Source organism: Roseibium salinum (assembly GCF_026240905.1).
GTDB classification, from domain to species: domain Bacteria; phylum Pseudomonadota; class Alphaproteobacteria; order Rhizobiales; family Stappiaceae; genus Roseibium; species Roseibium salinum.
The window spans coordinates 611121-634228 of record NZ_JAPEVI010000003.1; the positions used below are offsets into that span (position 1 = coordinate 611121).

At 61.7% G+C, this 23108-nt stretch carries 27 protein-coding genes and 1 riboswitch; of the genes, 17 read left to right on the plus strand and 10 right to left on the minus strand.

What is annotated here, in order from left to right:
* The first annotated feature begins 22 nt into the window (after nt 1-22).
* Both ON753_RS07285 and ON753_RS07290 read left to right on the plus strand, forming a co-directional pair.
* Entirely contained in the window at nt 23-442 is a 420-nt protein-coding gene (locus tag ON753_RS07285; protein WP_265961903.1) for a GFA family protein, read from the plus strand.
* A gap of 109 nt (nt 443-551) precedes the next feature.
* Nucleotides 552-932 (plus strand): YkvA family protein, encoded by a 381-nt coding sequence (locus tag ON753_RS07290; RefSeq protein WP_265961904.1) that lies wholly within the window; start codon nt 552-554, stop codon nt 930-932.
* A gap of 240 nt (nt 933-1172) precedes the next feature.
* Here ON753_RS07290 and ON753_RS07295 read toward each other — a convergent pair whose 3' ends face one another.
* Together ON753_RS07295 and ON753_RS07300 are read right to left on the minus strand one after the other, a co-directional pair.
* Nucleotides 1173-1835 (minus strand): haloacid dehalogenase type II, encoded by a 663-nt coding sequence (locus tag ON753_RS07295; protein WP_265961905.1) that lies wholly within the window; start codon nt 1833-1835, stop codon nt 1173-1175.
* A gap of 165 nt (nt 1836-2000) precedes the next feature.
* Entirely contained in the window at nt 2001-2435 is a 435-nt protein-coding gene (locus ON753_RS07300; protein WP_265961906.1) for a VOC family protein, read from the minus strand.
* 269 nt (nt 2436-2704) lie between these two features.
* Here ON753_RS07300 and ON753_RS07305 point away from each other — a divergent pair, with 269 nt between their 5' ends.
* Complete coding sequence (locus tag ON753_RS07305) at nt 2705-3562, plus strand: branched-chain amino acid aminotransferase (protein ID WP_265961907.1); 858 nt, start codon at nt 2705-2707, stop codon at nt 3560-3562.
* A 3-nt stretch (nt 3563-3565) separates the two neighbouring features.
* On the opposite strand, the gene ON753_RS07310 is transcribed toward ON753_RS07305, so the two are convergent.
* Complete coding sequence (locus ON753_RS07310) at nt 3566-4744, minus strand: YbfB/YjiJ family MFS transporter (RefSeq protein WP_265961908.1); 1179 nt, start codon at nt 4742-4744, stop codon at nt 3566-3568.
* Nucleotides 4745-4948: 204 nt separating this feature from the next.
* The gene (locus ON753_RS07315; protein ID WP_265961909.1) at nt 4949-5281 is read right to left on the minus strand and encodes a hypothetical protein; all 333 of its coding nucleotides are present in this window, start codon (nt 5279-5281) and stop codon (nt 4949-4951) included.
* A 74-nt stretch (nt 5282-5355) separates the two neighbouring features.
* Between ON753_RS07315 and ON753_RS07320 the strand changes: the two genes are divergently transcribed.
* From ON753_RS07320 to ON753_RS07340, 5 genes are all read left to right on the plus strand, one after another.
* Nucleotides 5356-5625: a hypothetical protein gene (locus ON753_RS07320; RefSeq protein ID WP_265961910.1), complete on the plus strand. Its 270-nt coding sequence runs from the start codon at nt 5356-5358 to the stop codon at nt 5623-5625.
* A 10-nt stretch (nt 5626-5635) separates the two neighbouring features.
* Nucleotides 5636-6238, plus strand: a complete 603-nt coding sequence (locus ON753_RS07325; RefSeq protein ID WP_265961911.1) for a superoxide dismutase — start codon at nt 5636-5638, stop codon at nt 6236-6238.
* 209 nt (nt 6239-6447) lie between these two features.
* A complete protein-coding gene (locus ON753_RS07330) occupies nt 6448-6909 on the plus strand; it encodes a c-type cytochrome (protein WP_265961912.1) in 462 nt (153 codons plus the stop codon).
* Nucleotides 6910-6956: 47 nt separating this feature from the next.
* Nucleotides 6957-7871, plus strand: a complete 915-nt coding sequence (locus tag ON753_RS07335; RefSeq protein WP_265961914.1) for a cytochrome c — start codon at nt 6957-6959, stop codon at nt 7869-7871.
* Between the two features lie 63 nt (nt 7872-7934).
* Nucleotides 7935-8399: a GNAT family N-acetyltransferase gene (locus ON753_RS07340; protein ID WP_265961915.1), complete on the plus strand. Its 465-nt coding sequence runs from the start codon at nt 7935-7937 to the stop codon at nt 8397-8399.
* A 107-nt stretch (nt 8400-8506) separates the two neighbouring features.
* On the opposite strand, the gene ON753_RS07345 is transcribed toward ON753_RS07340, so the two are convergent.
* Nucleotides 8507-8890, minus strand: coding sequence for a hypothetical protein (locus ON753_RS07345; protein WP_265961916.1), 384 nt, complete (start codon nt 8888-8890; stop codon nt 8507-8509).
* A 259-nt stretch (nt 8891-9149) separates the two neighbouring features.
* Nucleotides 9150-11234 (minus strand): S9 family peptidase, encoded by a 2085-nt coding sequence (locus tag ON753_RS07350; protein ID WP_265961917.1) that lies wholly within the window; start codon nt 11232-11234, stop codon nt 9150-9152.
* Between the two features lie 100 nt (nt 11235-11334).
* Nucleotides 11335-11547, plus strand: a riboswitch (cobalamin riboswitch).
* A gap of 107 nt (nt 11548-11654) precedes the next feature.
* On the opposite strand from ON753_RS07350, the gene ON753_RS07355 reads away from it, so the two are divergent.
* The 5 genes from ON753_RS07355 (at nt 11655) to ON753_RS07375 (ending at nt 15128) form a co-directional block, all read left to right on the plus strand.
* A complete protein-coding gene (locus tag ON753_RS07355) occupies nt 11655-11921 on the plus strand; it encodes a hypothetical protein (RefSeq protein WP_265961918.1) in 267 nt (88 codons plus the stop codon).
* The gene (locus tag ON753_RS07360) at nt 11918-12322 is read left to right on the plus strand and encodes a DUF1636 domain-containing protein (RefSeq protein ID WP_265961919.1); all 405 of its coding nucleotides are present in this window, start codon (nt 11918-11920) and stop codon (nt 12320-12322) included. Before ON753_RS07355 ends, ON753_RS07360 begins: the two co-directional genes overlap by 4 nt.
* The gene (locus ON753_RS07365; RefSeq protein WP_265961920.1) at nt 12319-13092 is read left to right on the plus strand and encodes an ABC transporter ATP-binding protein; all 774 of its coding nucleotides are present in this window, start codon (nt 12319-12321) and stop codon (nt 13090-13092) included. Before ON753_RS07360 ends, ON753_RS07365 begins: the two co-directional genes overlap by 4 nt.
* A 17-nt stretch (nt 13093-13109) precedes the next feature.
* Nucleotides 13110-14045: an ABC transporter substrate-binding protein gene (locus ON753_RS07370; protein ID WP_265961921.1), complete on the plus strand. Its 936-nt coding sequence runs from the start codon at nt 13110-13112 to the stop codon at nt 14043-14045.
* Between the two features lie 105 nt (nt 14046-14150).
* Entirely contained in the window at nt 14151-15128 is a 978-nt protein-coding gene (locus ON753_RS07375) for a FecCD family ABC transporter permease (protein ID WP_265967089.1), read from the plus strand.
* On the opposite strand, the gene ON753_RS07380 is transcribed toward ON753_RS07375, so the two are convergent.
* Both ON753_RS07380 and ON753_RS07385 read right to left on the minus strand, forming a co-directional pair.
* Entirely contained in the window at nt 15125-16363 is a 1239-nt protein-coding gene (locus ON753_RS07380) for an MFS transporter (protein WP_265961922.1), read from the minus strand. The genes ON753_RS07375 and ON753_RS07380 overlap by 4 nt on opposite strands.
* 162 nt (nt 16364-16525) lie before the next feature.
* On the minus strand, nt 16526-17374 hold the full coding sequence (locus ON753_RS07385; protein ID WP_265961923.1) for an NmrA family NAD(P)-binding protein: 849 nt from the start codon (nt 17372-17374) through the stop codon (nt 16526-16528).
* A 138-nt stretch (nt 17375-17512) separates the two neighbouring features.
* Here ON753_RS07385 and ON753_RS07390 point away from each other — a divergent pair, with 138 nt between their 5' ends.
* Nucleotides 17513-17944 (plus strand): winged helix-turn-helix transcriptional regulator, encoded by a 432-nt coding sequence (locus ON753_RS07390; protein WP_265961924.1) that lies wholly within the window; start codon nt 17513-17515, stop codon nt 17942-17944.
* A 47-nt stretch (nt 17945-17991) separates the two neighbouring features.
* On the opposite strand, the gene msrB is transcribed toward ON753_RS07390, so the two are convergent.
* Together msrB and ON753_RS07400 are read right to left on the minus strand one after the other, a co-directional pair.
* Nucleotides 17992-18462, minus strand: coding sequence for a peptide-methionine (R)-S-oxide reductase MsrB (msrB, locus tag ON753_RS07395; protein WP_265961925.1), 471 nt, complete (start codon nt 18460-18462; stop codon nt 17992-17994).
* Between the two features lie 81 nt (nt 18463-18543).
* Nucleotides 18544-19521: a sensor domain-containing diguanylate cyclase gene (locus ON753_RS07400; RefSeq protein WP_265961926.1), complete on the minus strand. Its 978-nt coding sequence runs from the start codon at nt 19519-19521 to the stop codon at nt 18544-18546.
* A gap of 405 nt (nt 19522-19926) precedes the next feature.
* Between ON753_RS07400 and ON753_RS07405 the strand changes: the two genes are divergently transcribed.
* The 3 genes from ON753_RS07405 to ON753_RS07415 are packed head-to-tail and all read left to right on the plus strand — an operon-like array spanning nt 19927 to nt 23107.
* Nucleotides 19927-22311: a putative monovalent cation/H+ antiporter subunit A gene (locus ON753_RS07405; protein WP_265961927.1), complete on the plus strand. Its 2385-nt coding sequence runs from the start codon at nt 19927-19929 to the stop codon at nt 22309-22311.
* Complete coding sequence (locus ON753_RS07410; RefSeq protein ID WP_265961928.1) at nt 22311-22730, plus strand: Na(+)/H(+) antiporter subunit B; 420 nt, start codon at nt 22311-22313, stop codon at nt 22728-22730. The genes ON753_RS07405 and ON753_RS07410 overlap by 1 nt, the downstream gene beginning before the upstream one ends.
* Nucleotides 22730-23107 carry a Na+/H+ antiporter subunit C gene (locus ON753_RS07415; RefSeq protein ID WP_265961929.1) on the plus strand — a complete coding sequence of 126 codons (378 nt, stop codon included), beginning with the start codon at nt 22730-22732 and terminating at the stop codon, nt 23105-23107. The genes ON753_RS07410 and ON753_RS07415 overlap by 1 nt, the downstream gene beginning before the upstream one ends.
* Nucleotide 23108 lies beyond the last annotated feature (1 nt).

Sequence of the window (23108 nt, forward strand, 5' to 3'; positions counted from 1 at the left end):
CGCCATATCGGGGAGTTGCGGATTGAGCGAGAGACTGACGGGCGGATGCCTTTGTGAAGCCGTGCGCTATGTGTGCGAGGCGCCGCCGAAGATCACCGTCCACTGCTACTGCACCGACTGCCGGAAGATCGGCGGGACGGGACATGCGACGCATTCCGTCTTCGACGAGGACGTCTTCCTGCTGACGGGCAGGGTTTCCGAATTTGAGAAGACGGCCGACAGCGGCCGGAAAATCAACCGGCGGTTCTGCCCGGTCTGCGGCAGTGCGCTGTTTCACACGCGCACCGGCATGGAGGGGCTGGTCGTGGTCCGGACCTCCTCGCTCGATGATCCTGACAGCGTCACTCCGGAGTGGGCGATCTATGTCTCGCGGGCCGTTTCCTGGGACCATGTCGATACCGATCTTCAGTGTTTTGAGGAAATGACACCACAGGCGCGATAAGTCGGTATTCCTATGACCGGTTACGTTCAGCCACGGCGTTCTGAACGCATTTGACCCGTGTTGCAGAAGGGAAGATATTCGCGGCCGCAACGAGTGAAAAGTCAATTGAATGGGGTGGAGCCTTCGCAAATGGTCCGGTCTCGTCAAACGGGATATTCACGCCCTCTATCTGGCCAGCCGCGACCCGAGAGTGCCCTGGTACGTCAAGGGCCTTGCCGTCCTCATCGCGGCGTATGCAGTCTCGCCGATTGATCTCATTCCGGATTTCATTCCTGTCCTCGGCTACCTGGACGATCTGTTGCTTCTGCCGCTTGGCATCGCCCTCGTGGTGAAACTGATACCCGGCGACGTGATGGACGAGTGCCGCGACCGGGCGGCGCGGGCCGCCGGAGAACCGGTCAGCCTGGCCGCCGCGGCTGTGGTCATCGTGCTGTGGGTCCTGGTGCTGGTGTTCGTCGTCCGGTTTTACGTGTCGTCCTCTGCCGCCTGAGCAATGCCTCACCCGTAGACCACATTCGGAAGCCAGGTGATCAGCTCCGGGAAGACCATACACAGCACCAGTCCGACAACCTGGAGCCCCAGGAATGGCAGCGCCGACTTGAAGATGTCGGTCATCGGGATTTCCGCCGGAGCCACGCCTGCAAAACATCTTTTCCAAAATGAGAAGAATGGTGACGACTATTGAGCGATCGGAAAAATTCCAAACCGATCGTCGAAGAACGGTCGTGCTCTATCCGAGTGTCGTGAGCCCCGTCAGGTCGGCCAGCACCGCTTTGGCGGCAAGATCGGGATATTCGTCCGGCATGCCCATCCGGTTCACCCAAACGGTGCGGAAGCCGAAGGCGCTCGCTCCGGCAATGTCCCAGCGGTTGGACGACTGAAAGGACACCTCTTCCGGGTAGATGCGGAAATGGGTAGTGACCATTTCATAGACCTGCGGGTCGGTCTTGAAGGTCCTCAGCGTATCGACGGAAAAGATCTCATCGAAAAGCTCGGTCAGGCCGGCAGCCTTTGCGGCGGCTTCCAGCATCGCCGGCGAGCCGTTGGACAGAATGGCGATTTTTGCGCCGGAGGCCTTCAGGTCGGTCAGGACCTTGGGCACTTCCGGGTAACAGTCGAGCTCCCAATAGGCGCTCAAGAGATCCTCGCGCAAGGACTTGTCGGCGGAGGGCACCAGGGCGAAGGCCGTGTCCAGGCCCTGCTGCGTCAACTCCCAGAAGTCCTTGTACTGCCCCATCAGGGCACGGACCCAGGAGTATTCCAGCTGCTTTTCGCGCCAGAGCGAGGAAAGTCTCTGGGCGTCCGGCCCAAGTTTGGCGGCATGCTTGCGGACGGCAGCGTGCACATCAAACAAGGTGCCATACGCATCAAACACATAAGCGGCTTGCGCCATGTTCAGCCCTCCATCGCTCCGACTTTACCGACGATCGGTTCTTGCACGGTCAACCGGTATCGATCGGCCGCCGCCGATCCGGCAACGGCGGAAGAGAACAGTGCGGCGGCGCGTGCGTCAAGCGCTGTCGGCCGGGAAATAAGTCGTAGCCGGACGACGGAGCCCTTACTGCGGAGGCGGCAGTGTGATCGCCCCGTCCGGCTCGACGGACCAGAACGGGTTGTGGGCGATCTCAAGCTGGTGTCCGCCCGGCACTCCCACGTAAGAGGAATAGCCGCCCCAGAACGCCTTTTCCGGGTGTTTGACCGGTTTGGCACCGGCGGACAGGGCCTTCTGGAAAGCCTGATCGACATCTTCCTCGGAGCGGCCGTTCCAGGCAAGCGTGACGGCGCCGGTCGTGTGGTCCGTAACCGGGCGCCCGATCTCCCTGGCAAGGGCCTCACGGCTGTAGATGGCAAATACACCGCCCGGTATCTGAAAGAAGGCGATGTCGGGTGAAGGAGCCGCATTGACCTGCCAGCCAAGCCCCACCTCGAAAAAGCGGCGCGCCTCGGAGGCATCCGGCACTGCGAGCGTGACCATTGAAATGCGCTGTTCCATATCAGATAGCTCCATTGGAAGGATGGGAACATTTACAGAACATCTGTTTCGGCATGTCAATATGTGGATATTTGGGTGTCACGCGGCCAGTGGAATATTCTTATCGACAATTGCTCGCAAGCGAACAGATTTATCTCGCCAGGCTGGTCTGTTTGGAAGAAGGGCAGCAACTTTTTCGAAAATTCCGGTAAGCTATTGACCTCGGGTTTGGGCCGGTGTTGTTTCGGGACAACGACCTGCCGGCCGGCAACAATCAAAAGGGAAGAGACATGAGCGGTTGGAGTGACACGTGGACCTGGATCGACGGGAAATGGCACGATGGCAATCCACCGATCATGGGCCCGCGCACCCATGCGTCCTGGCTGGGGTCCAGTGTTTTCGACGGGGCGCGCTTCTTTGAAGGCGTGATGCCGGACATCGACCAGCACTGCAAGCGCGTCAACGATTCCGCGATCGCGCTCGGCATCCGACCGACCATGGAGGTGGGCGAGATGGTCGAGCTTACCCGTGAAGGCTGCGCCAGGTTCAGAAGCGATCAGCAGATCTACGTCAAGCCGATGTACTGGGCCGAACGGGACGGCCCGGGGATCATCACCGGCGATCCGGAGAGCACCCGTTTCTGCCTGTGCCTGTTCGATGCGCCGATGGCCCCCGCGGACGCAGCCATGAGCATAACCCTTTCTCCGTACCGGCGCCCGACCATGGAATGCATGCCCGTGAACGCCAAGGCGGGCTGTCTTTATCCGAACAATGCCCGGGCCATGCTGGAGGCCAAGAACAGGGGCTTTGACAATGCGCTCGTGCGCGACATGCTCGGCAACGTGGCCGAACTGACATCCGCCAACATCTTCATGGCGAAGGACGGCAACGTGCACACGCCGGCACCGAACGGCACCTTCCTGAACGGCATCACCCGCCAGCGTGTGATCCGGCTTCTGAAAGATGCCGGCTACGACGTCTTTGAACGGACGATGGAGTATGGCGAATTCCTGGAAGCCGACGAGATCTTTTCAACCGGGAACTACAACAAGGTGACCCCGGTCAAGCGCATCGAGGAGCGGGACCTTCAGCCGGGACCGATCGCGGCGCGGGCGCGGGACCTCTATTGGGACTTTGCCCACGCGTGAGGTTCAGCCCTGGCGACCGACCAGCGCGGCCGCGATGACAAGCGCTGCGGCCGCCGCCAGCGAGGGCAACTGGAAGGAGCCGGTCATTTCGTACAGCCGGCCGGCGAACCAGGGGCCGAGAACCTGGCCGAGGCCGAAACTGGCGGTCAGGACCGCCAGCATCTGCCGGATGGCGGCGAGCCCGCCCGCACTGGCCTGCCGCCGGGTCTCCATCAATCCGAGCGCCGTGATGCCCATGAACGTGGCGCCCAGAAGCGCCGCTCCCAGAAGAAACAGCGCCGGGCCGGTGCCGGCAACGGTCAGGGCCACGCCTGTCGCCTCCAGCATGCAGGCGAGGGCGAAGGCCCTGCGGGCACCTGTCCTGAGGGCAATCCTGTTCCAGACATAGATTGACGGCGCGGCGCACAGTCCCACTGCCAGCCAGACAAGCTGCTCGGTGGATTGCAGCTCCGGCGTGCTCCGCGCGATGGTGGATACGAAGGTCGCGGTGATCACATAGCCGAAGCCGAAGAGACCATAGGCGAGGATGAGGCGCAGCAGACTTGCATTGATATAGCTCGCATCCGCGGGAAGCCGGGTGCTGCCGTCGGCCGGAGCTTTTGCTGCCGGCGGCTCGTCGGGGACAAGTCCTGCCGCGATCAGCAGAAACACAAGTGTCGCGCCGCCGCTCGCCAGCCAGAGTTGCCGCCAGTCGGCCGCCATCTGATCAAGGCCTGCAACAAGCAGGGCCGAGAAGGCGATGCCGCAGCCGACACCGGCAAAATAAAGGGCCGAGAGGCCGCCACGACCGGCAACGTTCAACCGGTCGAGGATCAGGGTGGTCGAAAAGACCAGGACAAAGGCACTGGCGACGCCGCTGACGAAGCGGATGAAGAGAAACGCCCAAAGCGAAACGGTCAGGGCCATTGCCGCGCTGGTCAGGGCGCTGACGAGGAGGCCGCCGAGAAACCAGACCCTCGGCCGGCCGGGCAGGGATTTGGAGGTGCCTGCAAGGGCTCCGGCCAGATAGCCGAGGAAATTCGCCGAGGCGATCAGCCCGGCATCTTCCGCCGGCAGGTTCAGGCCATCAGCCATGAAGGGCAGGATCGGCGTATAGACGAACCGGCCGATGCCCATGGCCGCAGCCAGCGAAAACAGTCCACCAAGGGCAAGCGCCACGGGTGCCCGGTCTTGTGATGGCATGCGGACCTCATGGAAGGCTGGGCAGGAAACCGAGGGCGGAGCCGCCTCGACGCAGGATATGATTACCTGCCATGCCCAACAGCGCTTGTCACTGGGGAACATGCTCTGACCGGGAGGTCGCAACCGGCCGGCTGTCGGTCATTCAAAACCACAAAAGCCCTGCAATGGGATCACTGCAGGGCTTTTGAGAGAGCGGCGCGACTATCAGTTCGCGCGGCGGACGGGCTGGACGGCCGGAACGATAAGGCGGGTATCGGAGCGTGTGGCCTTGCGCAGAGCGCTGGTCTTCACGGATTTGAGCTTGGCGCCCGGCATTTCCGAGATGGATTTGTGAACCGCGTCGCAATGGTCCATGCTTTCAGTATAGCAGCTGTTCGGATAACCGCTGGTCTCGGCGTTGCAATAGCTGATCCAGTTGTTGTAGCAATCGCCGAGGTTACTTCCGTCGCTCGGACCGGCCTGTGAAGTGATCGTGGTCGCGACAAGAATTCCACCGGCAACAAGGGCGGCGATAGTGTAAGTATTGTTGAATCTCATAATCATATTCCTTTTTAAATGACGGCCGTTGTTGGCTGCGAGGCAAGAGATAGTCTTAATATGCAGAATTGATCGTGCTGGAGATCACACAAATTCTTTTCCGCGTGAATCAATGCCGTGAAGACGGGCGGCAAGGGAACTTGCGTTCCCTGCGGGCATTTAGATGGAGCAGCGAAAATCTGACGGGATATGATGCCGTTCCGCCGGAACTGCAAAATAAAAAAGAAAAAACTTTCTTATTTTGCGTTCCGCGCTTGCCGTCACGGCTCAGGACTCTTATTTTCCCGCTCGACGCGGCCCTCGCCGGACCACTGGTCCAGGCCGCCGGTCACCGATCTATTTGAGGAGTTTGTCATGTCTTTCGAATTGCCTGACCTGCCGTATGCATATGATGCACTGGCCCCTTACATGTCTGCTGAAACCCTCGAGTTTCACCATGACAAGCACCACCAGGCCTATGTCTCAAAGGGCAACGATCTGCTCAAAGGCAGTGGCCTGGAAGGCAAGTCCCTGGAAGAGATTGTCAAGGAAAGCCACGGCAAGAACGCGCCGCTGTTCAACAATGCCGGCCAGCACTACAACCACATCCATTTCTGGAAATGGATGAAGAAGGACGGTGGCGGAACGTCCCTGCCGGGCGCGCTCTCTTCCGCGATCAACAGCGATCTGGGTGGCTATGACAAGTTCCGCGCCGACTTCGTGGCAGCCGGTGTCGGCCAGTTCGGTTCCGGCTGGGCCTGGATTGCTGTCAAGAACGGCAAGCTGGAAATCATGAAGACGCCGAACGGCGAAAACCCGCTCGTTCATGGCGCCACCCCGATCCTCGGCTGCGACGTGTGGGAGCATTCCTATTACATCGATTACCGCAATGCGCGTCCGAAATACCTGGAAGCTTTCGTCGACAACCTGATCAACTGGGACTACGTCCTGGAACTCTACGAAGCGGCCGCAAAATAAGGCTGCTTCAATTTCTGCATTTCCAGAACCCCGGTCCGGCAGGGCCGGGGTTTTCTTTTTGTCCATGACGTTTCGTCAGCGTTGACACACTGTTCAGCGATAAGTGCCGTGTTCACGGGAGCGTGATTTTATTACCGACCCGTTCTTGCGCTGTACTTGCCCTGGTGCCTTACGCACCGTCAAACGCGTTGATCGAGAGGGAGAGGAACATGCGGATTATCCGGAAAGCTGCGGCAGTGAGCCTGATAGCGGGACTGGGGCTGGCCGCCACCGTTGCCTACGCGGCCGAAGATCCCATCAAGACCCGCCAGGCCATCATGTCATCGGTCGGCGCGGCGGCAGGGCTCGGCGGCGGAATGATGAAGGGCGAGATCGACTACGTCCCGGCTGCCGGCAAAGCGGCCATCGCGACCATGCGTGCAGCGTCACTGGCCTATGGCGATTATTTTCCCGCCGGATCGGACCAGGGGGACACCGCCGCGTTGCCCGCGGTCTGGGAGGACCGGGCAGGGTTTGACGAGAAGCTTGCCGATTTTGCGGCGGCGGCCGAAAAGGCCGTGGAAGCTTCCGGCAAGGAAGGGCCGGCCGATGTCGAGGCCTTCAAGGCCGCTTTCGGCCCGGTGCTCCAGGCTTGCAAGGCCTGTCACGAGACTTATCGTAAGAGCAACTGACCGGCTCCTGACCGAGGTCCGGCAAGGAAGAAACCTGGAGAGGCCCCGTGAAAAAGGCTTTGATCGCCCTCGTCGTGCTCATGCTGGCTGCAGCGGGCATCGGCTGGGCCCTCTCCGCTCCGACCCGGCTGAACGCCTCGGAAGCTGCCTTGCTGAGCGAAGACGATCCCGCCAAGGGCGAGCTCGTCTTCTGGACCGGCGGTTGCGCGTCCTGCCATGCCGCAAAGGGGGCGGAAGGGGAAGACCTGCTCAAGCTCGGCGGCGGGCAGCGGCTGGAAACGCCCTTCGGCGCCTTCGTGGCGCCGAACATCTCTTCCGGCGGCGATGGAATCGGCGCCTGGTCCCTGGAGGATTTCGCCAATGCCATGATGCACGGCACTTCTCCGGACGGACGCAATTACTATCCGGCGTTTCCCTATACGTCCTACGCCAGAATGTCGGGCGAGGATGTCGGCAATTTGTTTGCCTATCTGAAGACATTGCCCGCTGTCGACGGCATACCCGGCGACCATGAACTTGCCTTTCCCTACAACCTCCGGCGCGGCCTTGGCCTGTGGAAGCGTCTTTATCTCGACCCCGCACCGGTGATTGCCGCACCGGCCGGCAATGGCGACGCCGATCGTGAGCTTTGGGAGCGCGGGCGCTATCTGGTGGAAGGCCCGGGCCATTGCGGCGAGTGCCATACCGCGCGTGATTTTGCCGGCGGCCTGGAGTTTTCCCACTGGCTGGGCGGAGCGCCCAACATGACAGGCAAGGGGAAAATACCCAATATCACGCCCGTTGAAGGCGGCTTTGGCAGCTGGAGCGCGGCCGACATTGCCTATTTTCTTGAAAGCGGCTTCACGCCCGAATATGATTCCGTCGGCGGCGACATGGTGGATGTTCAGGAAAACATGGCCAGACTTCCGGCCCGCGACCGGGAAGCGATTGCCGCCTATCTGAAAGCCATCCCGCCGGTCTGAATCCGGTTAAACCGTCCCGCCTGCCGTGTTGTCCATCCACCTATGACCTCATCGAACAATTTCATGATCTCGCCGGTCGATACGTCCGAAGACCTGGAAACCGTGAAGACACTGTTCCGGGCCTATGTCGATTGGCTGGGCATCGATCTTTCCTACCAGGGTTTCGAAGAAGAACTGGCCGGCATGCCGGGCAAATACGCGCCGCCCTCCGGAGGTCTCTACCTGGCGAAGGATCCCGACGGGGCACATCTGGGCTGCGTGGGGCTGCGCGCCCTGGGACCGGACGGGGCCTGCGAAATGAAGCGGCTCTATGTCTTGCCGGCAGGCAGGGGCCGAGGCGTCGGCGGCGCCCTTGTCGACCGGGTCCTTGAGGCTGCCCGGCGGGCCGGTTACCGGGAAATGTTCCTGGATACGCTGCCCTCCATGGCGGGCGCCATCAAGCTGTACCAGGCGGCCGGTTTCGAGGTAACCACCGCCTATTATGATACGCCGATCAGGGAAACGCTGTTCTTCCGAAAGGTGCTTTGAGCTGACGAGTTAGCCCGTCAGCGCTGGCGATTTACCTGCGTGATTTCGTTGAAGCCTATCTGGCGGCGCGTCCAGTTCTTCAGGGCACCTGCCCCTATGATGTGCCGTCAAGCCGAGTACGGGCTGCACCTGATGTAGCGCGGCACATCGATATAGCTGCGCATCAGCGAGAGATAGGCCTCGCACTCCTGCCTTGTCCTGAAGCAGCCTGCCTCGGAAATCAGGTATTTCTGGCTGAAATTGACGACCCGCCCCGCGGCGATTCCCTTCCAGCCCGAGCCTGTGAACGTCCGGCAGTCATAGGGCGTGTTGTAGGTGTAGGGAATGTTTTGACGGCTCTTGTTGAATGTCGGGGCAAACAGCAGATCCTCAGGCGTCTGGTATTGCTGGCACGCGGCCAGGCTGACGGCCGTCACCGCGAGCGCTGCGAAACGCAGGCGGCTCTTCAGTCCGCGGGCAACTTGAGCGAGACTGCAGGTATTGCGGTTCATGGTGAACTCCAGTGATCTGCACGTCGAATGCATCTCAAACGACTGATTTCCAATACGCTTCAATTGATCGGAAGACCTGGTCAAAATCAAGTCACGATCAACAGAGCCTTGCAGCGCACGGTTATTGCTTGCAGCCTTCCCGGCGAACGGGCACGGCCGACTGGAGCCGTGCCGCATCGGTCGATTGCCGCCCCGCGTTCCTCCCGCGCGGGCCGGGAATGAACGCCGGGCAAAGCCGTTGCCGGTCACTGCCTGAGGGTCAGGCCTTGCCGGCCACCATCAGCGCGAACGCCTGGTTCAGGGCGACCTCCTTCAGCCGGTCGAAGCGGCCGGAAGCACCGCCATGTCCGGCTTCCATATTGGTTTTCAGCATCAGGAGGCTGTCGCCGGTTTTTGTGGCGCGCAGCTTGGCGACCCATTTGGCGGGCTCCCAGTAGGTGACGCGCGGATCGGTAAGGCCGGCCACCGCCAGGATCGCCGGATAGTCCTTGGCGCCGACATTGTCGTAGGGCGAATAGGAGGCGATATGTTCGTAAGCCTGCCTGTCGGTGACCGGGTTGCCCCATTCCGGCCATTCCGGCGGGGTCAGGGGCAGGGTCTCGTCCAGCATCGTGGAGAGGACGTCGACAAAGGGAACCTCGGCGATGATGCCGCCGAATTTTTCCGGAGCGATATTGGCAACCGCCCCCACCAGCATTCCGCCCGCGGACCCGCCATGGGCGACGATACGGTCGTGGGAGGTGAACTTGCCGGCCACAAGATGGTCCGCCGCGGCGACGAAGTCATTGAAGGTGTTCTTCTTGAATTCCCGGCGGCCGTGCTTGTACCAGTGGAAACCCTTGTCCTTGCCGCCCCTGATATGGGCGATGGCATAGACGAAGCCCCGGTCGACGAGGGACAGGGCGTTGGTGTTGAAACTTGCCGGGATGGTGATGCCGTAGGAGCCGTAGCCGTAAAGCAGCAGCGGTGCGGACCCGTCGAGCGCAGTGTCCTTGCGGTAGAGCAGGGAGATCGGCACCTTTTGTCCGTCCTCAGCCTCGGCCATCAGCCTGCGGGTGACATAGTCATCCGCATCATGGCCCGAGGGCACTTCCTGCTCCTTCATCAGCAGCCGCTCGCGGGTTTCCACGTCATAGTCGAAGGTCTGCGACGGTGTCGTCATGGAGGAATAGGAGAAGCGGATGTTGGACGTGTCGAACTCGTAGCCGCCGCCAAGGCCAAGCGAATAGGCTTCCTCGTCGAACGCGATCGAGTGTTCGATGCCGTCGGCGAGCCGGCGGATGACGATGCGCGGCAGGCCGTCCTCGCGCTCCAGCCGGGTCATGAAGGTCTTGTAGACGTTGTGCGACAGGACGAGGCAGCCCGGCTTGTGAGCCACCAGATCCCGCCAGTTGTTCCGGCCGGGATCGGCCTTGGGAGCAGTGACGATCTTGAAGTCCTCGGCCTCGTCGGCATTGGTGAGAATGTAGAGCGTGTCGCCGTGGTCTTCGATGGAATATTCTATGCCGGTGTCGCGAGGTGCGATCAGAACCGGATCGGCAGTCGGCTGGTCCGCGGGGATCATCCGGACTTCCGATGTTTCGTGGTCGTGAATGTCGATGACGATGGTCTCGCCCGACTGGGTCTTGCCGACGCCCATGAAGAACCCGGCATCGCTTTCTTCGTAAACCAGCACATCCTTGGCCGGGTCAGTGCCGATTTCGTGGCGGAACAGCTTCGAGGGCCGGTGATTGGCGTCGAGGCGGACGTAGAAGAGATACTTGTTGTCGGCGGAAAACACGCCGCCGCCGCCCGTGTCCTCGATCCGGTAGTCGAAGTCCTTGCCGGTGGAGGTGTCGCGGATCTGCAGCGCGTAATACTCCGAGCCCTTATCGTCGAAGGCCCAGGCAAGCAGCTTGTGGTCCGGAGAGTGACCGGCGCCGCCGAGCCTGAAATAGGCCTTGCCCTCGGCCTCCCTGTCGCCGTGAAGAAGCACCGTTTCCTCGCCGCCGTGGCGCGGCGTGCGGAAGAAGATCGGCTGCTGACCGCCGGTCTCGTATTTCAATCCGTAGGCATAGGGGCCGTCGGGGGAGGGAACGGAGCTGTCATCCTCCTTGATGCGGCCGCGCATCTCGGCAAAGAGCTGCTCCTGCAACTCCTTCGTCGGTGCCATCTGCGCCTGCTGATAGGCGTTTTCTGCCTCCAGATAGGCGCGGATGTCGGCATCGAGCACGGACGGGTCGCGCATGACCTCCTGCCAGTTCTCGGCACGGAGCCATCCGTAGTCATCCTGGCGCGAAATGCCGTGGGTCTCATGGGTGGTCGGGCGCGCTTCGGCGCGCGGGGGAAAGGCATGCTGTTTCATGGACCCGGAGGTAGGATTTTTGGGAGAAGATGGCAAGAGGACAGAGTGACACCCGCGCATAAGGTTGCGCCGCCGCCTTGTTGACACGCGGCAAAAAATCCCGCACTCAGGAAGCCATGGTTTCCGATTCCGCACTCCGGATCGGGATTAAAAGGGAACACGGTGCGGCGTAGCCAGAAGGCACCAAATCCGTGACTGCCCCCGCAACTGTGAGCGGTGAGCGAACCTGAAAGCGCCACTGGGGAAACCCCGGGAAGGATCAGGCAAGCTGCGACCCGCAAGTCAGGAGACCTGCCATTTCACCCTTAACTTCAACCCGGGCGGGGTGTCCCGGAGGAGCGAGTGACATGGCGATTCAGCCCCGATCGGCAGAATGTGGCATTCGGTTCTTTGACGCCCCGCGCAATCGCGGAGGGCGATATGAACCGGACTGCACAGAAAAACACCTTTGAAATTTCCTTCCTCCTGGCCGAGGCGAGCTGCCTTGGCGACCGCGCGGCCAGAGCCCTGGCGCCGGGCAAGCGCGGATTTGCTCTTGAAAGCAGCGTTATAGGTAATGTAATAACATTACAAATCACGGATGAAGAGGCGCGAAAGGAAACGGCATTGCAGGGCAGCAGGGGCGATTTACCGCCGGGAAGGCGGCCGGCAGCCAAAAGTGCACGCCTCGAGGGAGGCGAGCGATGAGCAGTGAGCCGCACAGGATTTTCATCTGCACTTCGTGCCGCTACAAGGGGGGCGATTGCCGTCCCGGCTTCGAGCTGATCTGCAAGCTGCAGCAGGCCCTGAGACGGGCGGCGCCGGTGACCGGCGACGACTTCGAGGTTTCCGGCACCGCCTGCATGGCCGGATGTTCGCGGCCCTGCACGATTGCCTTCAAGGCGAGCGCCAAGGCAACCTATCTGTTCGGCGATATCGATCCGGAAACGGATATCGACGATCTCGTGGCCTTTGCGCAGCTCTACCGCGAGCAGGAAGACGGCTGGTGCGTATCCGGGCAGCGGCCCGGAAAGCTGCGCGGCAGCACCCTTGCGCGCATCCCCGCGGCAATGATCGTCACCGGCGCGGACGAGACGGTGTTGTCGTGAGCGGCTCCGAGCTCGCCGTTCGCAATGCAAGCTGGAAGACAGGGCAGGGGAAATCCATTCTGCAACCCGTCAGCTTCGACCTTGCCGCAGGCCGGATCCTCGGCATTGCCGGTGCCAATGGCGCCGGCAAATCGACGCTTCTGCGGTTGCTCTATCGCTATCTGAAGCCCGGCACGGGATCTATCCTGCTGGACGGCGAGGATATCTGGCGCATGTCCGCGCGCGCCGCGGCCCGGAAGATCGCCGCTGTTCTGCAGGAGCAGCCGACCGACTTTTCGCTGAGCGTCCGGGAAATCGTCGCTCTGGGCCGCCGCCCGCATGCCGCAGGACCGGCAAGCGGCGGCAGGCGGGACGCGGAGATTGTCGAGGATGCCCTCGAGCGCATGGCGCTGTTGGGCTTCGCCAAGCGTTCCTTCGGGACGCTTTCCGGCGGCGAGCGCCAGCGCGTGATGGTGGCCCGCGCGCTCGCCCAGGAACCGCGGCTTCTGATCCTGGACGAACCGACCAACCATCTCGACATCCGCCATCAACTCGAAATCGTCGCGCTTGTCGGCAGCCTCGACATTACGATCGTCACCAGCCTGCACGATCTCAACCTGGCCGCTGACGTCTGCGATCAGGTGCTGCTTCTTCATGAAGGCAGAACGATTGCCCATGGTGCGCCCGATCAGGTCCTGACGCCCGGCAATATAGAAATGGCCTATTCCGTCCAGGCCCGGCTGGAACGCCTTGCCGTCAGTGATCGGCCGCATCTCACATTTCATCTTTGACTTACCGGAGCAACGACATGAAACGTCTGCCATTGAGCCTGGCCGTCAGCCTGTATGCAGGTTCTGCATTCGCGCAAACCACTATCCAGAGCTGCGACCGCGAAGTCACCTTCGAGGCGCCGCCGAAGGCCGCGGTTTCCAACGATGTCAATCTCACGGAAATGATGCTCGTCCTCGGCCTGCGCGATCGCATGGTGGGCTATACCGGCATTTCCGGCTGGAAGACGCTGGACGAGGAAATGCGCGATGGCATTGCAGAACTGCCGGAACTTTCCGCCAAGTATCCGACGAGGGAAGTCCTGATCGGCGCAGATGCGGATTTCTATTTCGCCGGCTGGAACTACGGCATGAAAGTGGGCGGCGAGGTAACCCCGGAGACGCTGGCGCCTTTCGGCATCAACGTCTACGAGCTCAGCGAATCCTGCATTCACATCGGCGACAAGCTGAAGGTCTCCATGGAGGACATGTACCGGGATCTCTTGAATCTCGGGCGGATCTTCGCTGTGGAAGATACGGCCTACGATCTGGTCGCGGCCTACAAGTTGGAACTCGACCGGATCAGGTCCGCGATCGGTGACGTCGACAGGCCGCTCAAGGTTTTTGTCTATGACAGCGGCGAGGACAAGCCGTTCACGGCCGGGCGCTATGCAATGCCGACGGCGCTGATCGAAGCGGCGGGCGGGATCAATGTGCTGGACGATTTCGAGAAGAGCTGGTCGACGGTCGACTGGGAAACCGTGGTCGACAAGAACCCGGAAGTGATCGTGATCGTGAATTACGGCACGGTGACCGCCGAGCAGAAGCGCGACTTCATGAGGAACAATCCGGCCCTCGCCGGTATCGATGCTGTGCGGAACGACCGTTTCGTCACGCTGGAATATGTCGAGGCGACACCCGGTCCGCGCAACATCAAGGCGATCCGGAAACTGGCAGACGCCTTTTGGGGGGAATGATCCTTGCTGCAGCAGCTATCCGGCGGCAGCGCCCGCGCATATGACCCGCAACGGCATGTTCGGGCGGCAGGCCGCCGCTTTGGCCTTTTCCTCACGGCCTGTCTTCTGCTGCTGGCGGTTTCCGTGATTGTTGCCGTCTCCGCCGGTGCCGTGCCCGTTCCGGCGGAGACGGTGTTCGGCATCCTGGCCAACAGGATCATGCCGGGCCTCGTGGAGGTCGACTGGTCGAACGGCCGGGAAGCGATCATCTGGGAAATCCGGTTTCCGCGCGCCCTGCTGGCCGGCATGGTCGGCGCGGGGCTCGCCATCGTCGGAGCCGTCCTGCAATCGGTGACCCGCAATCCGCTTGCCGATCCGCATCTGCTGGGAATTTCCTCCGGCGGTGCGGCAGGGGCCATTCTGGCACTGCTTCACACGGGCCTGTTCCTGGGGCTGCTGACGGTGCCGCTGATGGCCTTTGCCGGTGCGCTGGCGGCAACGCTCATGGTTCTTGGCGTCACGCGTTTTGCCGCCGCCGGCAGTGCCGGAAGGCTGGTTCTTGCCGGGGTCGCGGTTTCCTTCATCATCATGTCGTTTGCGAATGTGCTGATCTTCCTGGGCGATCCGCGTGCGACCCATACGGTGGTGTTCTGGATGCTGGGTGGCCTGGGTCTGGCGCAGTGGGAGCATCTGGTGTTCCCGTTTGCGATCCTGCTCGTCACCGTTCCCTGTCTGCTTGCCTGGGCAGCGGACCTGAACGCCATGACGATCGGCGACGAAACGGCGGCAACGCTCGGCATTGCCGTCATCCGCTTCCGGCTGACCATGTTCGTGGTGGGGGCCCTCATCACCGGGGTGATGGTGGCCTTTTCCGGGATCATCGGCTTTGTCGGCCTGATGATCCCCCATATTGCGCGGTTCCTGGTCGGCGGCAGCTACACCCGTGTCCTGCCTGCCTCCTTGCTGCTGGGCGCGATCTTTCTTATCTGGGCCGATATCCTGGCACGCACCTTCATGGCGCCGCAGGACATGCCGATCGGCATCGTCACGGGGCTGATCGGCGGGCTGTTCTTCATCTTCCTGCTGCGGTCGAGATCCGACTAGGCAGTGACGACCGCCCCGTCTCGTCTGCGCCCGCGCATCAGGATGAAGATCATGATCGACATGTTGAGCAGGTTCCAGGCGATGCCGTTCAGGAATGCGGCCTGGTAGGAGCCGGTCAGGTCGTAGATCCATCCCGAAAGCCAGCCGCCGAGCGCCATGCCGAGGATGGTGGCCATGATCACCAGGCCCACGCGCTGTCCCGCTTCCCGGGCCGGCAGGTATTCCCGCACGATGACGGCATAGCTCGGTACGATGCCGCCCTGGGAGAGGCCGAAGATCAGCGAGACCAGATAGAGCGAAGCAAGGCCGTTGAACGGGATATAGAGGAACAGCGCCGCGCATTGCAGGACCGAGCCCGCGAGCAGGGTCTTGACGCCGCCGAACCTGTCCGCCAGGAGCCCGGAGGCCAGGCGGCTGATGATGCCGGCTCCGGTCATGAGGGCAATCATGTCCGCACCCGGCGCGACGCCGAAGCCGAGGTCGACGCAATAGGCGACGATGTGAACCTGTGGCATGGACATGGCCACGCAGCAGCCGATCCCGGCAATCACGAGCAGTTTCTGCACGACCGCGGGCGAGAGGCCGGTGGTCTGCTGGCCGAAAGCGCTGGAGCCGGAACCCGCGGCAAGGGCGATCGCAGGCGGTGGCCGGCGCAGGATCAGCGCCAGCGGCACCATGGCCACCAGGCAGATGATCGCTATCAGCAGATAGGTGCCGCGCCAGTCAGTGGTCAGCAGGCTCCACTGGATGAGGGAGGGCCAGAGCACTCCGGCGAGATAGTTGCCGCAGGCCGCGCATCCGACTGCAAAGCCGCGGCGCTTGACGAACCAGTGCGAAACATCTGCGATCAGCGGGCCGAATGTCGCTGCCGTGCCGAGGCCGATCAGGACGCCTTGGGCGAGCGTGAACAGCCAGATCCCCGGGGCGAGTGCCGCGAGGGCAAAACCGGAGCTGAGGAAGACGGCCGACGCGATCACCGGCGGGACGATGCCGAACCGGTCGACGACCCGGCCAAGAAGGTAGTTGCCCGCGGCAAAGCCGAGCATGGTCGCCGTGTAGGGCAGGGAGGCGTCGGCCCTGTCGATACCGAAATCCGCCTGAACGGCCGGAATGACGATCACCACCGCCCACATGCCGGCCCCACCGATCGTGCTGAGCAGAATGGAAATCGCCAGGCGGAACCAGGCGTAGGGTCCATCCTGGACATACGGATCGGGTGTTGCGGCGATGGACATGGACGGCTTTCGCATACTTCAGGAATTTATTGACTATCAGGTTCGCCGAAAAGCGACCAACAAATATCCTTGAAGCAATCGAACAGTTTTTGAAATGAATGCGCAGGGGCGCCGCGTGGCCCCTGCGCATATGGAGGAAAGGAATTCCTGCCTGGCGCCGCCTTATCTGACGGTTTCAGCGATGAAGGCGCTCAGGCTTTTGGTCGGGCGGCCGATGAGCTCCGCGAGCGCGGTCGAAGAACTGGACAACTCGCCTTGCCCCGCGCCCCGGTCGGCATCGGCGAGAGCCGCGGCCAATCCTTCCGGCAGCCCGGCCTGAACCAGGATCCCGGCATAGGCGTCTTCGGGCAGGTTGTTGAACGGGATCTCACGTCCGGTCCGGGCCGAAAGCTCGGCTGCAAGATCGGCCCGGCTGAAGGCCGGATGGCCGGCAAGCTCGATTGCCCGGGTGCTGACGTCGCCGCCCGAGATGATCCGGGCTGCTGCTTCCGCATAGTCTTCGCGCGCGGCGGCAGCAAATCTGCCGTCTCCGCTGGCGCCGATGACGGCACCGTGTTCAAGGGCGGCGGCGATGGTTCCGGCGAAGTTTTCCAGATACCAGCCGTTGCGCAGCACCGCATGGGGAATGCCGCTTTCCGCCAACTGCTTTTCCGTATCGACATGTTCGGCTGCCAGCGTCAGGCTGGAGCGGGGCACGTTCAGAAGGCTGGTATAGGCAATGAAACCGACCCCGGCCGCCTTTGCGGCCTCGATGACGGCAGCGTGCTGGGCGCTGCGCTTGCCGACTTCGGAGCCGGAGATGAGCAACAAACGGTCGACGCCTGTCAGTGCATCCGGCAGGGCGGCCGAGTCATCATAATCGAATTTCGCTACCGAAACCTGGCTGGACACCAGATCCTGCGCCTTTTCGGGCGAGCGGACCAGTGCACGGACCGGTTCATCGGTCAGTTTGCCGAGATGTTTCAGGACGAGGCGGCCCAACTGGCCATTGGCACCCGTAATTGCGATCATTGACTGTTCTCCTTGAGGTCGATCGTTGGAATTCAGGCGGATGCACCCCGTATAGACTCATAACTTTCTTTTTGTTAGTACATACAAAAAGGTTAGTTTTGGAAAGATGATGTCACGATGGAAAAGCGGGACGAAGCGATGAGCGGACAAGAGCCGGTGGAGAATGACCTGTCCAGGAAAGAGGGAAAGTCGCTGTCCGCTCTCGTGCGGCGCGGTGCGGTCTTCAGCCAGAGTTGCCCGTCACGCGAGATCCTGAACCATCTGACCAGCCGCTGGGGCGTGCTCGTCCTGATCGCGCTTCTGGAGAAGGATCACCGGTTCTCGGATCTCCGGCGCAAGATCGACGGTGTCAGCGAGAAAATGCTTGCCCAGACCCTGCAGACCCTGGAGGCGGACGGCTTTGTCAACCGCTTCTCCCATCCTGTCGTGCCGCCGCGGGTCGATTACAGCCTGACACCGATCGGTCGTGAAGTCGCGGTCAAGGTGCGCGACTTTGCCGACTGGGTGGAGGTCAATATCGGCCGGATACTGTCGGCCAGGGCGAAGGACAAGGACCTGGCGGACGTGTGATCCGGGATCGCAGCATCAAGGGCTGTCGGCTTCGGTAAGGGCTGGGTTCACTGCGAGCCCGGTTCACCTTCTCCGGACGCGGCAGGCAGGCGCCCGCCATGGACGAACGTCATGGCGTGGCCGTTCATGCAGTAGCGCAGCCCGGTCGGCGGCGGACCGTCCGGGAAGACATGACCGAGATGAGCGTCGCAGTTCCTGCAGCGGATCTCCGTGCGGATCATCCCATGGGCGCGGTCTTCCAGTTCGCGGATCGCATCCGGATTGACCGGTTCGAAGAAGCTCGGCCAGCCGCACCCGGCGTCGAATTTGGTGTCCGACATGAACAGCGGCGCTCCGCAGCACACGCAGTCATAGCGGCCGATCAGCTTGTTGTCCCAATAGGGACCGGTGAACGGACGCTCGGTGCCCGACTGCCGGGTCACGTAAAACTGCTCGGGCGAGAGCTGCTGCATCCATTCAGCCGTGGTTTTCTTGACCCGGGGACCGTCTTCGTCCTGCCGGTGGGTATCGTCGCTCATTGCCGGGTTCCTGATTTAACTGTCCGGTCAAGACATAGGAGGGAGGACGAGAGGCGGCAAGATGTATTCGCCCGCCGGTTGCTATCGCCCCAGAACGTTCATGACCGTCTTGACCCGGTTGCCGCCTTCCTGCCGGGCCTGGAACACGCAGTTTTCCGCGGCGGAAAGAATGAAATCGGCGCTTTCGGCAATGCCGTTCTGTTCGGCCACCGCGCATGCGGCGCCGACGGAGGCGGTCAAAACACCGTTACCGGCGCTATTGTCCGGGTTCGGAATGCCGAGATCCTGGATGGCGACGTGGATATAGGCGCTGATGGTTTCCGCACCCATTGCATGGGTCCGGGGCAGCAACAGTGAAAATTCCGATGTGGCCGTGCGGGCGGTGACGTCCGCCGGCCGGCGGGCTGTGTCCTTCAGCGCGTCCGCGACTTTGGTCAGGCAGTCCTCGACCGCCTCCGGGCCAAAGTGATCGGTCATGGCTTCGAACCGGTCGAGTGAGACCTTGATCAGGCTCGTTGGCGTTTTTTCCCGCAGGGCAATGGCCCATTCCCGCTTCAGATTGTCTTCAAAGGCGCGGCGGTTATAGAGACCGGTCAGCGGGTCCGTCTGCGTGGCGGCCTCAAGCTGGCATTCCAGTTCCTTGCGCCTGGTGATGTCGCGAAAATACACGGCAAACGCATAGGGCGTTCCGAAGCCATCCTTCAGAACCCGGGTGTTCACCTCCGCCCACATCAGGGGACCGGCTGCCGAGCGGAGCTGAAAATCCGCCTTGGGCAGCAGGCGGTCCGGATCGCCGCGCCCGGAAAGGATCTGCTGCAACAACTCCGCGTTTGCGTTGTTGCCGCTGAGATAAACGAGATCCGTCAGATGATCGGCCAGGCTTTCCGCATTCCAGCCAAGCAGCCGCTCGACCGCCGGCGAGACAAAAGCCGGCCTGCCGTCGAGCCCGAGAAGCAGCACCGCTTCGTTGCTGAGCTTGACCAGCGACTCAAAATCGATGCTGGACGGGCGGAGCAGATCCGTTCCGGAAGGAGCGCCCGTTCTGGTGTCCAACGCCATCTTTGCCTCGCTCAGGAATCCGGTGGCAACGTTTTTCTGACTGAACGGTATTCAGCCAGTGAAATCAAGTGGCCTACACCGGTTTGATCCGGCAAAGCGGCCTTCTGCAAACGCGTTTTCTCTCGATAATGCCAGGAAAAGCCGAGGCACAATCGGCAAAACTGTCGAGCACGACCTGGTGCGGGCACCGGTGGGGAATGTCCGACGAGCGGGTTTGACGGTTCACACGGGCATTGGCCGATGTGGTTAAAAAGCTCGAAAAAGGTCTATGGGCGCTTGAACTGGCAGAAACCCTTGCCTAAGACGTGTCATTAAATTTCCGGGCCGTTATTATCCCGCGGAAAAGGTATTGATTCGGTGAAATTGACACCTGTCGTTTCTTCGTAGACGTGATGAAAGATCAGCATGACGCCAGCAGTGATCGACGACACCACACTCTATGCCGTTCTGGCACCCTTTGCCGCGGCCGTGGTTGCTCCTGTTCTCACCCGCTGGTTCAAACATAACGCCGCATGGCCACTGGCGATCGTGCCGGCACTGATATTCGCGCATTTCGCCGGGTTCATCGGTCCGGTTTCCCACGGAGAGACCTTCGTTGCCTCGCGGGCCTGGGCGCCCAGCTACGGCGTGAACTTCTCCGTTTATGTGGATGGCCTGTCGACACTTTTCGCGCTGCTGATCTCCGGTATCGGCACGTTCATTATTCTCTACGCCGGCGGTTACCTGAAGGGACATCCGCAACAGGGGCGGTTCTTTTCGTTCCTCTTCATGTTCATGGGTGCGATGCTCGGTCTGGTGCTGTGCAACAACCTGATCTCGCTGTTCATTTTCTGGGAACTCACCTCGATCACGTCCTTCCTGCTAATCGGCTTCGATCACCTGCGTAGTGCCTCGCGCCGCGCCGCGCTCCAGGCCCTGGTGGTGACGGGCGGCGGCGGCCTGGCCCTGCTGGCCGGCTTCATCGTGATCATCTCGGCGACCGGCGAGATCGAGATGTCGACCCTGCTGGCATCGCCTGACATCATCAAGGACAGCGGGCTTTACCTGCCGATCTTCCTGCTGGTTCTTGGCGGGGCATTCACGAAATCCGCGCAGTTCCCGTTCCATTTCTGGCTGCCGAACGCGATGGAGGCACCGACGCCGGTGTCCGCGTTCCTGCACTCGGCCACCATGGTCAAGGGCGGTGTCTATCTGTTGATGCGCATGCATCCGCTGCTGGGGGATACGGCGCTCTGGATGACCGTCCTGCCGGTCTTCGGCGGGATAACGCTGCTTGTCGGAACCTTTCTTGCCGTGCGCCAGACCGACCTGAAGCTGATGCTGGCCTATACGACGGTCGCCTCGCTCGGCCTGCTCGTCATGCTGACCGGGACCAGTCATGAAAAGGCGCTGGAAGGGGCAGTGCTCTATCTGCTGGCCCATTCCCTCTTCAAGGGCGCGCTCTTCATGATCGCCGGCACCATCGACCACGAAGCGGGAACGCGGGACATCACGAAACTCGGCGGCCTGCGGTCCGCAATGCCGATCACGTTCGCCGCCGCATGCCTTGCGAGCCTCTCCATGGCCGGTCTGCCGCCCTTCATCGGTTTCATTGCCAAGGAAGTGCTCTATTACGGCACCTGGGGATGGCCGGAGATGGGTCTTGCGGTGACAGTTACGGCCGTCGTCGGCAACGCGCTGATGCTTGTGATCGCCGCCGCTGTTGCCATCAAGCCCTTCTTCGGGCCCAGGATAGAAACGCCCAAAGCCGCCCATGAGGGGCCGCTGCTGCTGTTCGCCGGGCCCGTCGTGCTGTCGGTAACCGGATTGGGGCTTGCGCTCATCGCGCACACGACCGGTGAACTTTTCGTCGGCCCGACACTGTCGTCGCTGCTGGGGGAATTCACCCAGGTGGATCTTCATCTGCTGCCGACTTCATTCAACGCGCCGCTGATCCTGTCGCTGATCACCGTCGCGCTCGGCGCGTTGCTGTTCACGCAGCTCGACCGGCTGCGCAACCTCTTTGCCGGCGTTCTGACCGCCATAGGCTGGGGGCCGGACAAGGGGTTCGACCAGTTCGTTGCGGGCATCGTCGGCTTTTCCGCATGGCTCACGCGGTGGCTGCAGAACGGCAAGATGCGTACGTACATGGTGTACACTTTCGGCTTCACCGCGCTTGCGGTGCTGCTGCCGGGCTATCTGACGGGAAGTTATCCGGCCATACCGAAAATGCCGGACTACCGTTTCTACGAATGGGGCATCTTTCTCATCGCGGTGCTGGGCCTGGTCGCGGTGCTGATCGCCAGGACCCGCCTGACGGCGATCGTGTCGCTCGGCATCCAGGGCTTTGCCGTGGCCCTGTTCTTCATGATGTTCGGCGCGCCGGATCTGTCATTTACCCAGTTCATGGTGGAGACGTTGTCCGTCGTCATCCTCGCGCTGGTCATGACCCGGCTCAACCTGTCGCCGCGGGACCACCGTCCGCTGCCCGCGACCCTGCTTACCGGCGCCGTCGCGGCGGGGGTCGGTCTTGGCCTGACGCTGACCATGCTCGCAATCACGCAGCAGCCGTTCGATAGCCGTCTTTCGGACTTCTTCGCTCAGTTCAGCCGAACGGTCGCTCACGGCCGCAACATCGTAAACGTCATCATCGTCGATTTCCGCGGCGTCGACACGCTTGGCGAAATCGCGGTGGTCGTGCTTGCGGGCCTGTGTGTCCTGGCACTGATCCGGGTGCGCACCAAGCCGGACAGGCCCGCCGAGACTCCTCCAACGACGACTTTGGACGCTCAAGCCACGGAGGCCAGCTGATGCGCACGATCATCTTCCGCACGATCGCCCCTTATCTGACGTCGCTGATGGTTCTGTTTTCGGTCTTCGTTCTGCTGCGCGGACACAACGATCCGGGCGGCGGGTTTATCGGCGGTCTGATCGCGGCGTCGGCCCTTGCGATTTTCGGTATCGCCTGCGGCGTGGCCTCGGTGCGCCGTGCGATGGTGTTTCATCCGATGACGGTTTCCGGCTTTGGGCTCTTCATGGCGGCTCTGGCAGGTACGCTGTCGTTCTTCCAGTCGGAGGCCTACATGACCAGCCAGTGGCTGATCTTCCACATGTTCGACGTGGAGATCCCGCTGTCCACGCCACTGGTCTTTGATATCGGCGTCTACCTCGTCGTGGTCGGAGCCATCGGCTCCATTGCGCTTGCGCTGGAAGAAAGGGAGAGCGACTGATGGAAACCGGTGTCGTCATCATGATCGGCCTGTTTTTTACGGTCGCCGTTTACCTGATGTTGTCCACACAGCTGGTGCGGATTCTGCTGGGCATCGCCATTCTCGGCAATGCGGTGAACATGCTCATTTTCACCAACGGCCGGCTTACCCGCGAAGACCCGCCGCTTATCCCGCCCGACCTTTATGTGCCGGACGTTGCCACGGCCAACCCGCTGCCGCAGGCACTGGTGCTCACCGCGATCGTGATTTCATTCTCGTTTTTTGCCTTTCTGCTCGTACTGGCATTCAGGGCCTATCAGGAGCTGGGGACGGACGGTGTGAACGAAATGCGTCTTGCCGAACCTGAACACGACCAAACTCCGCCGCAAGGGTACTGAA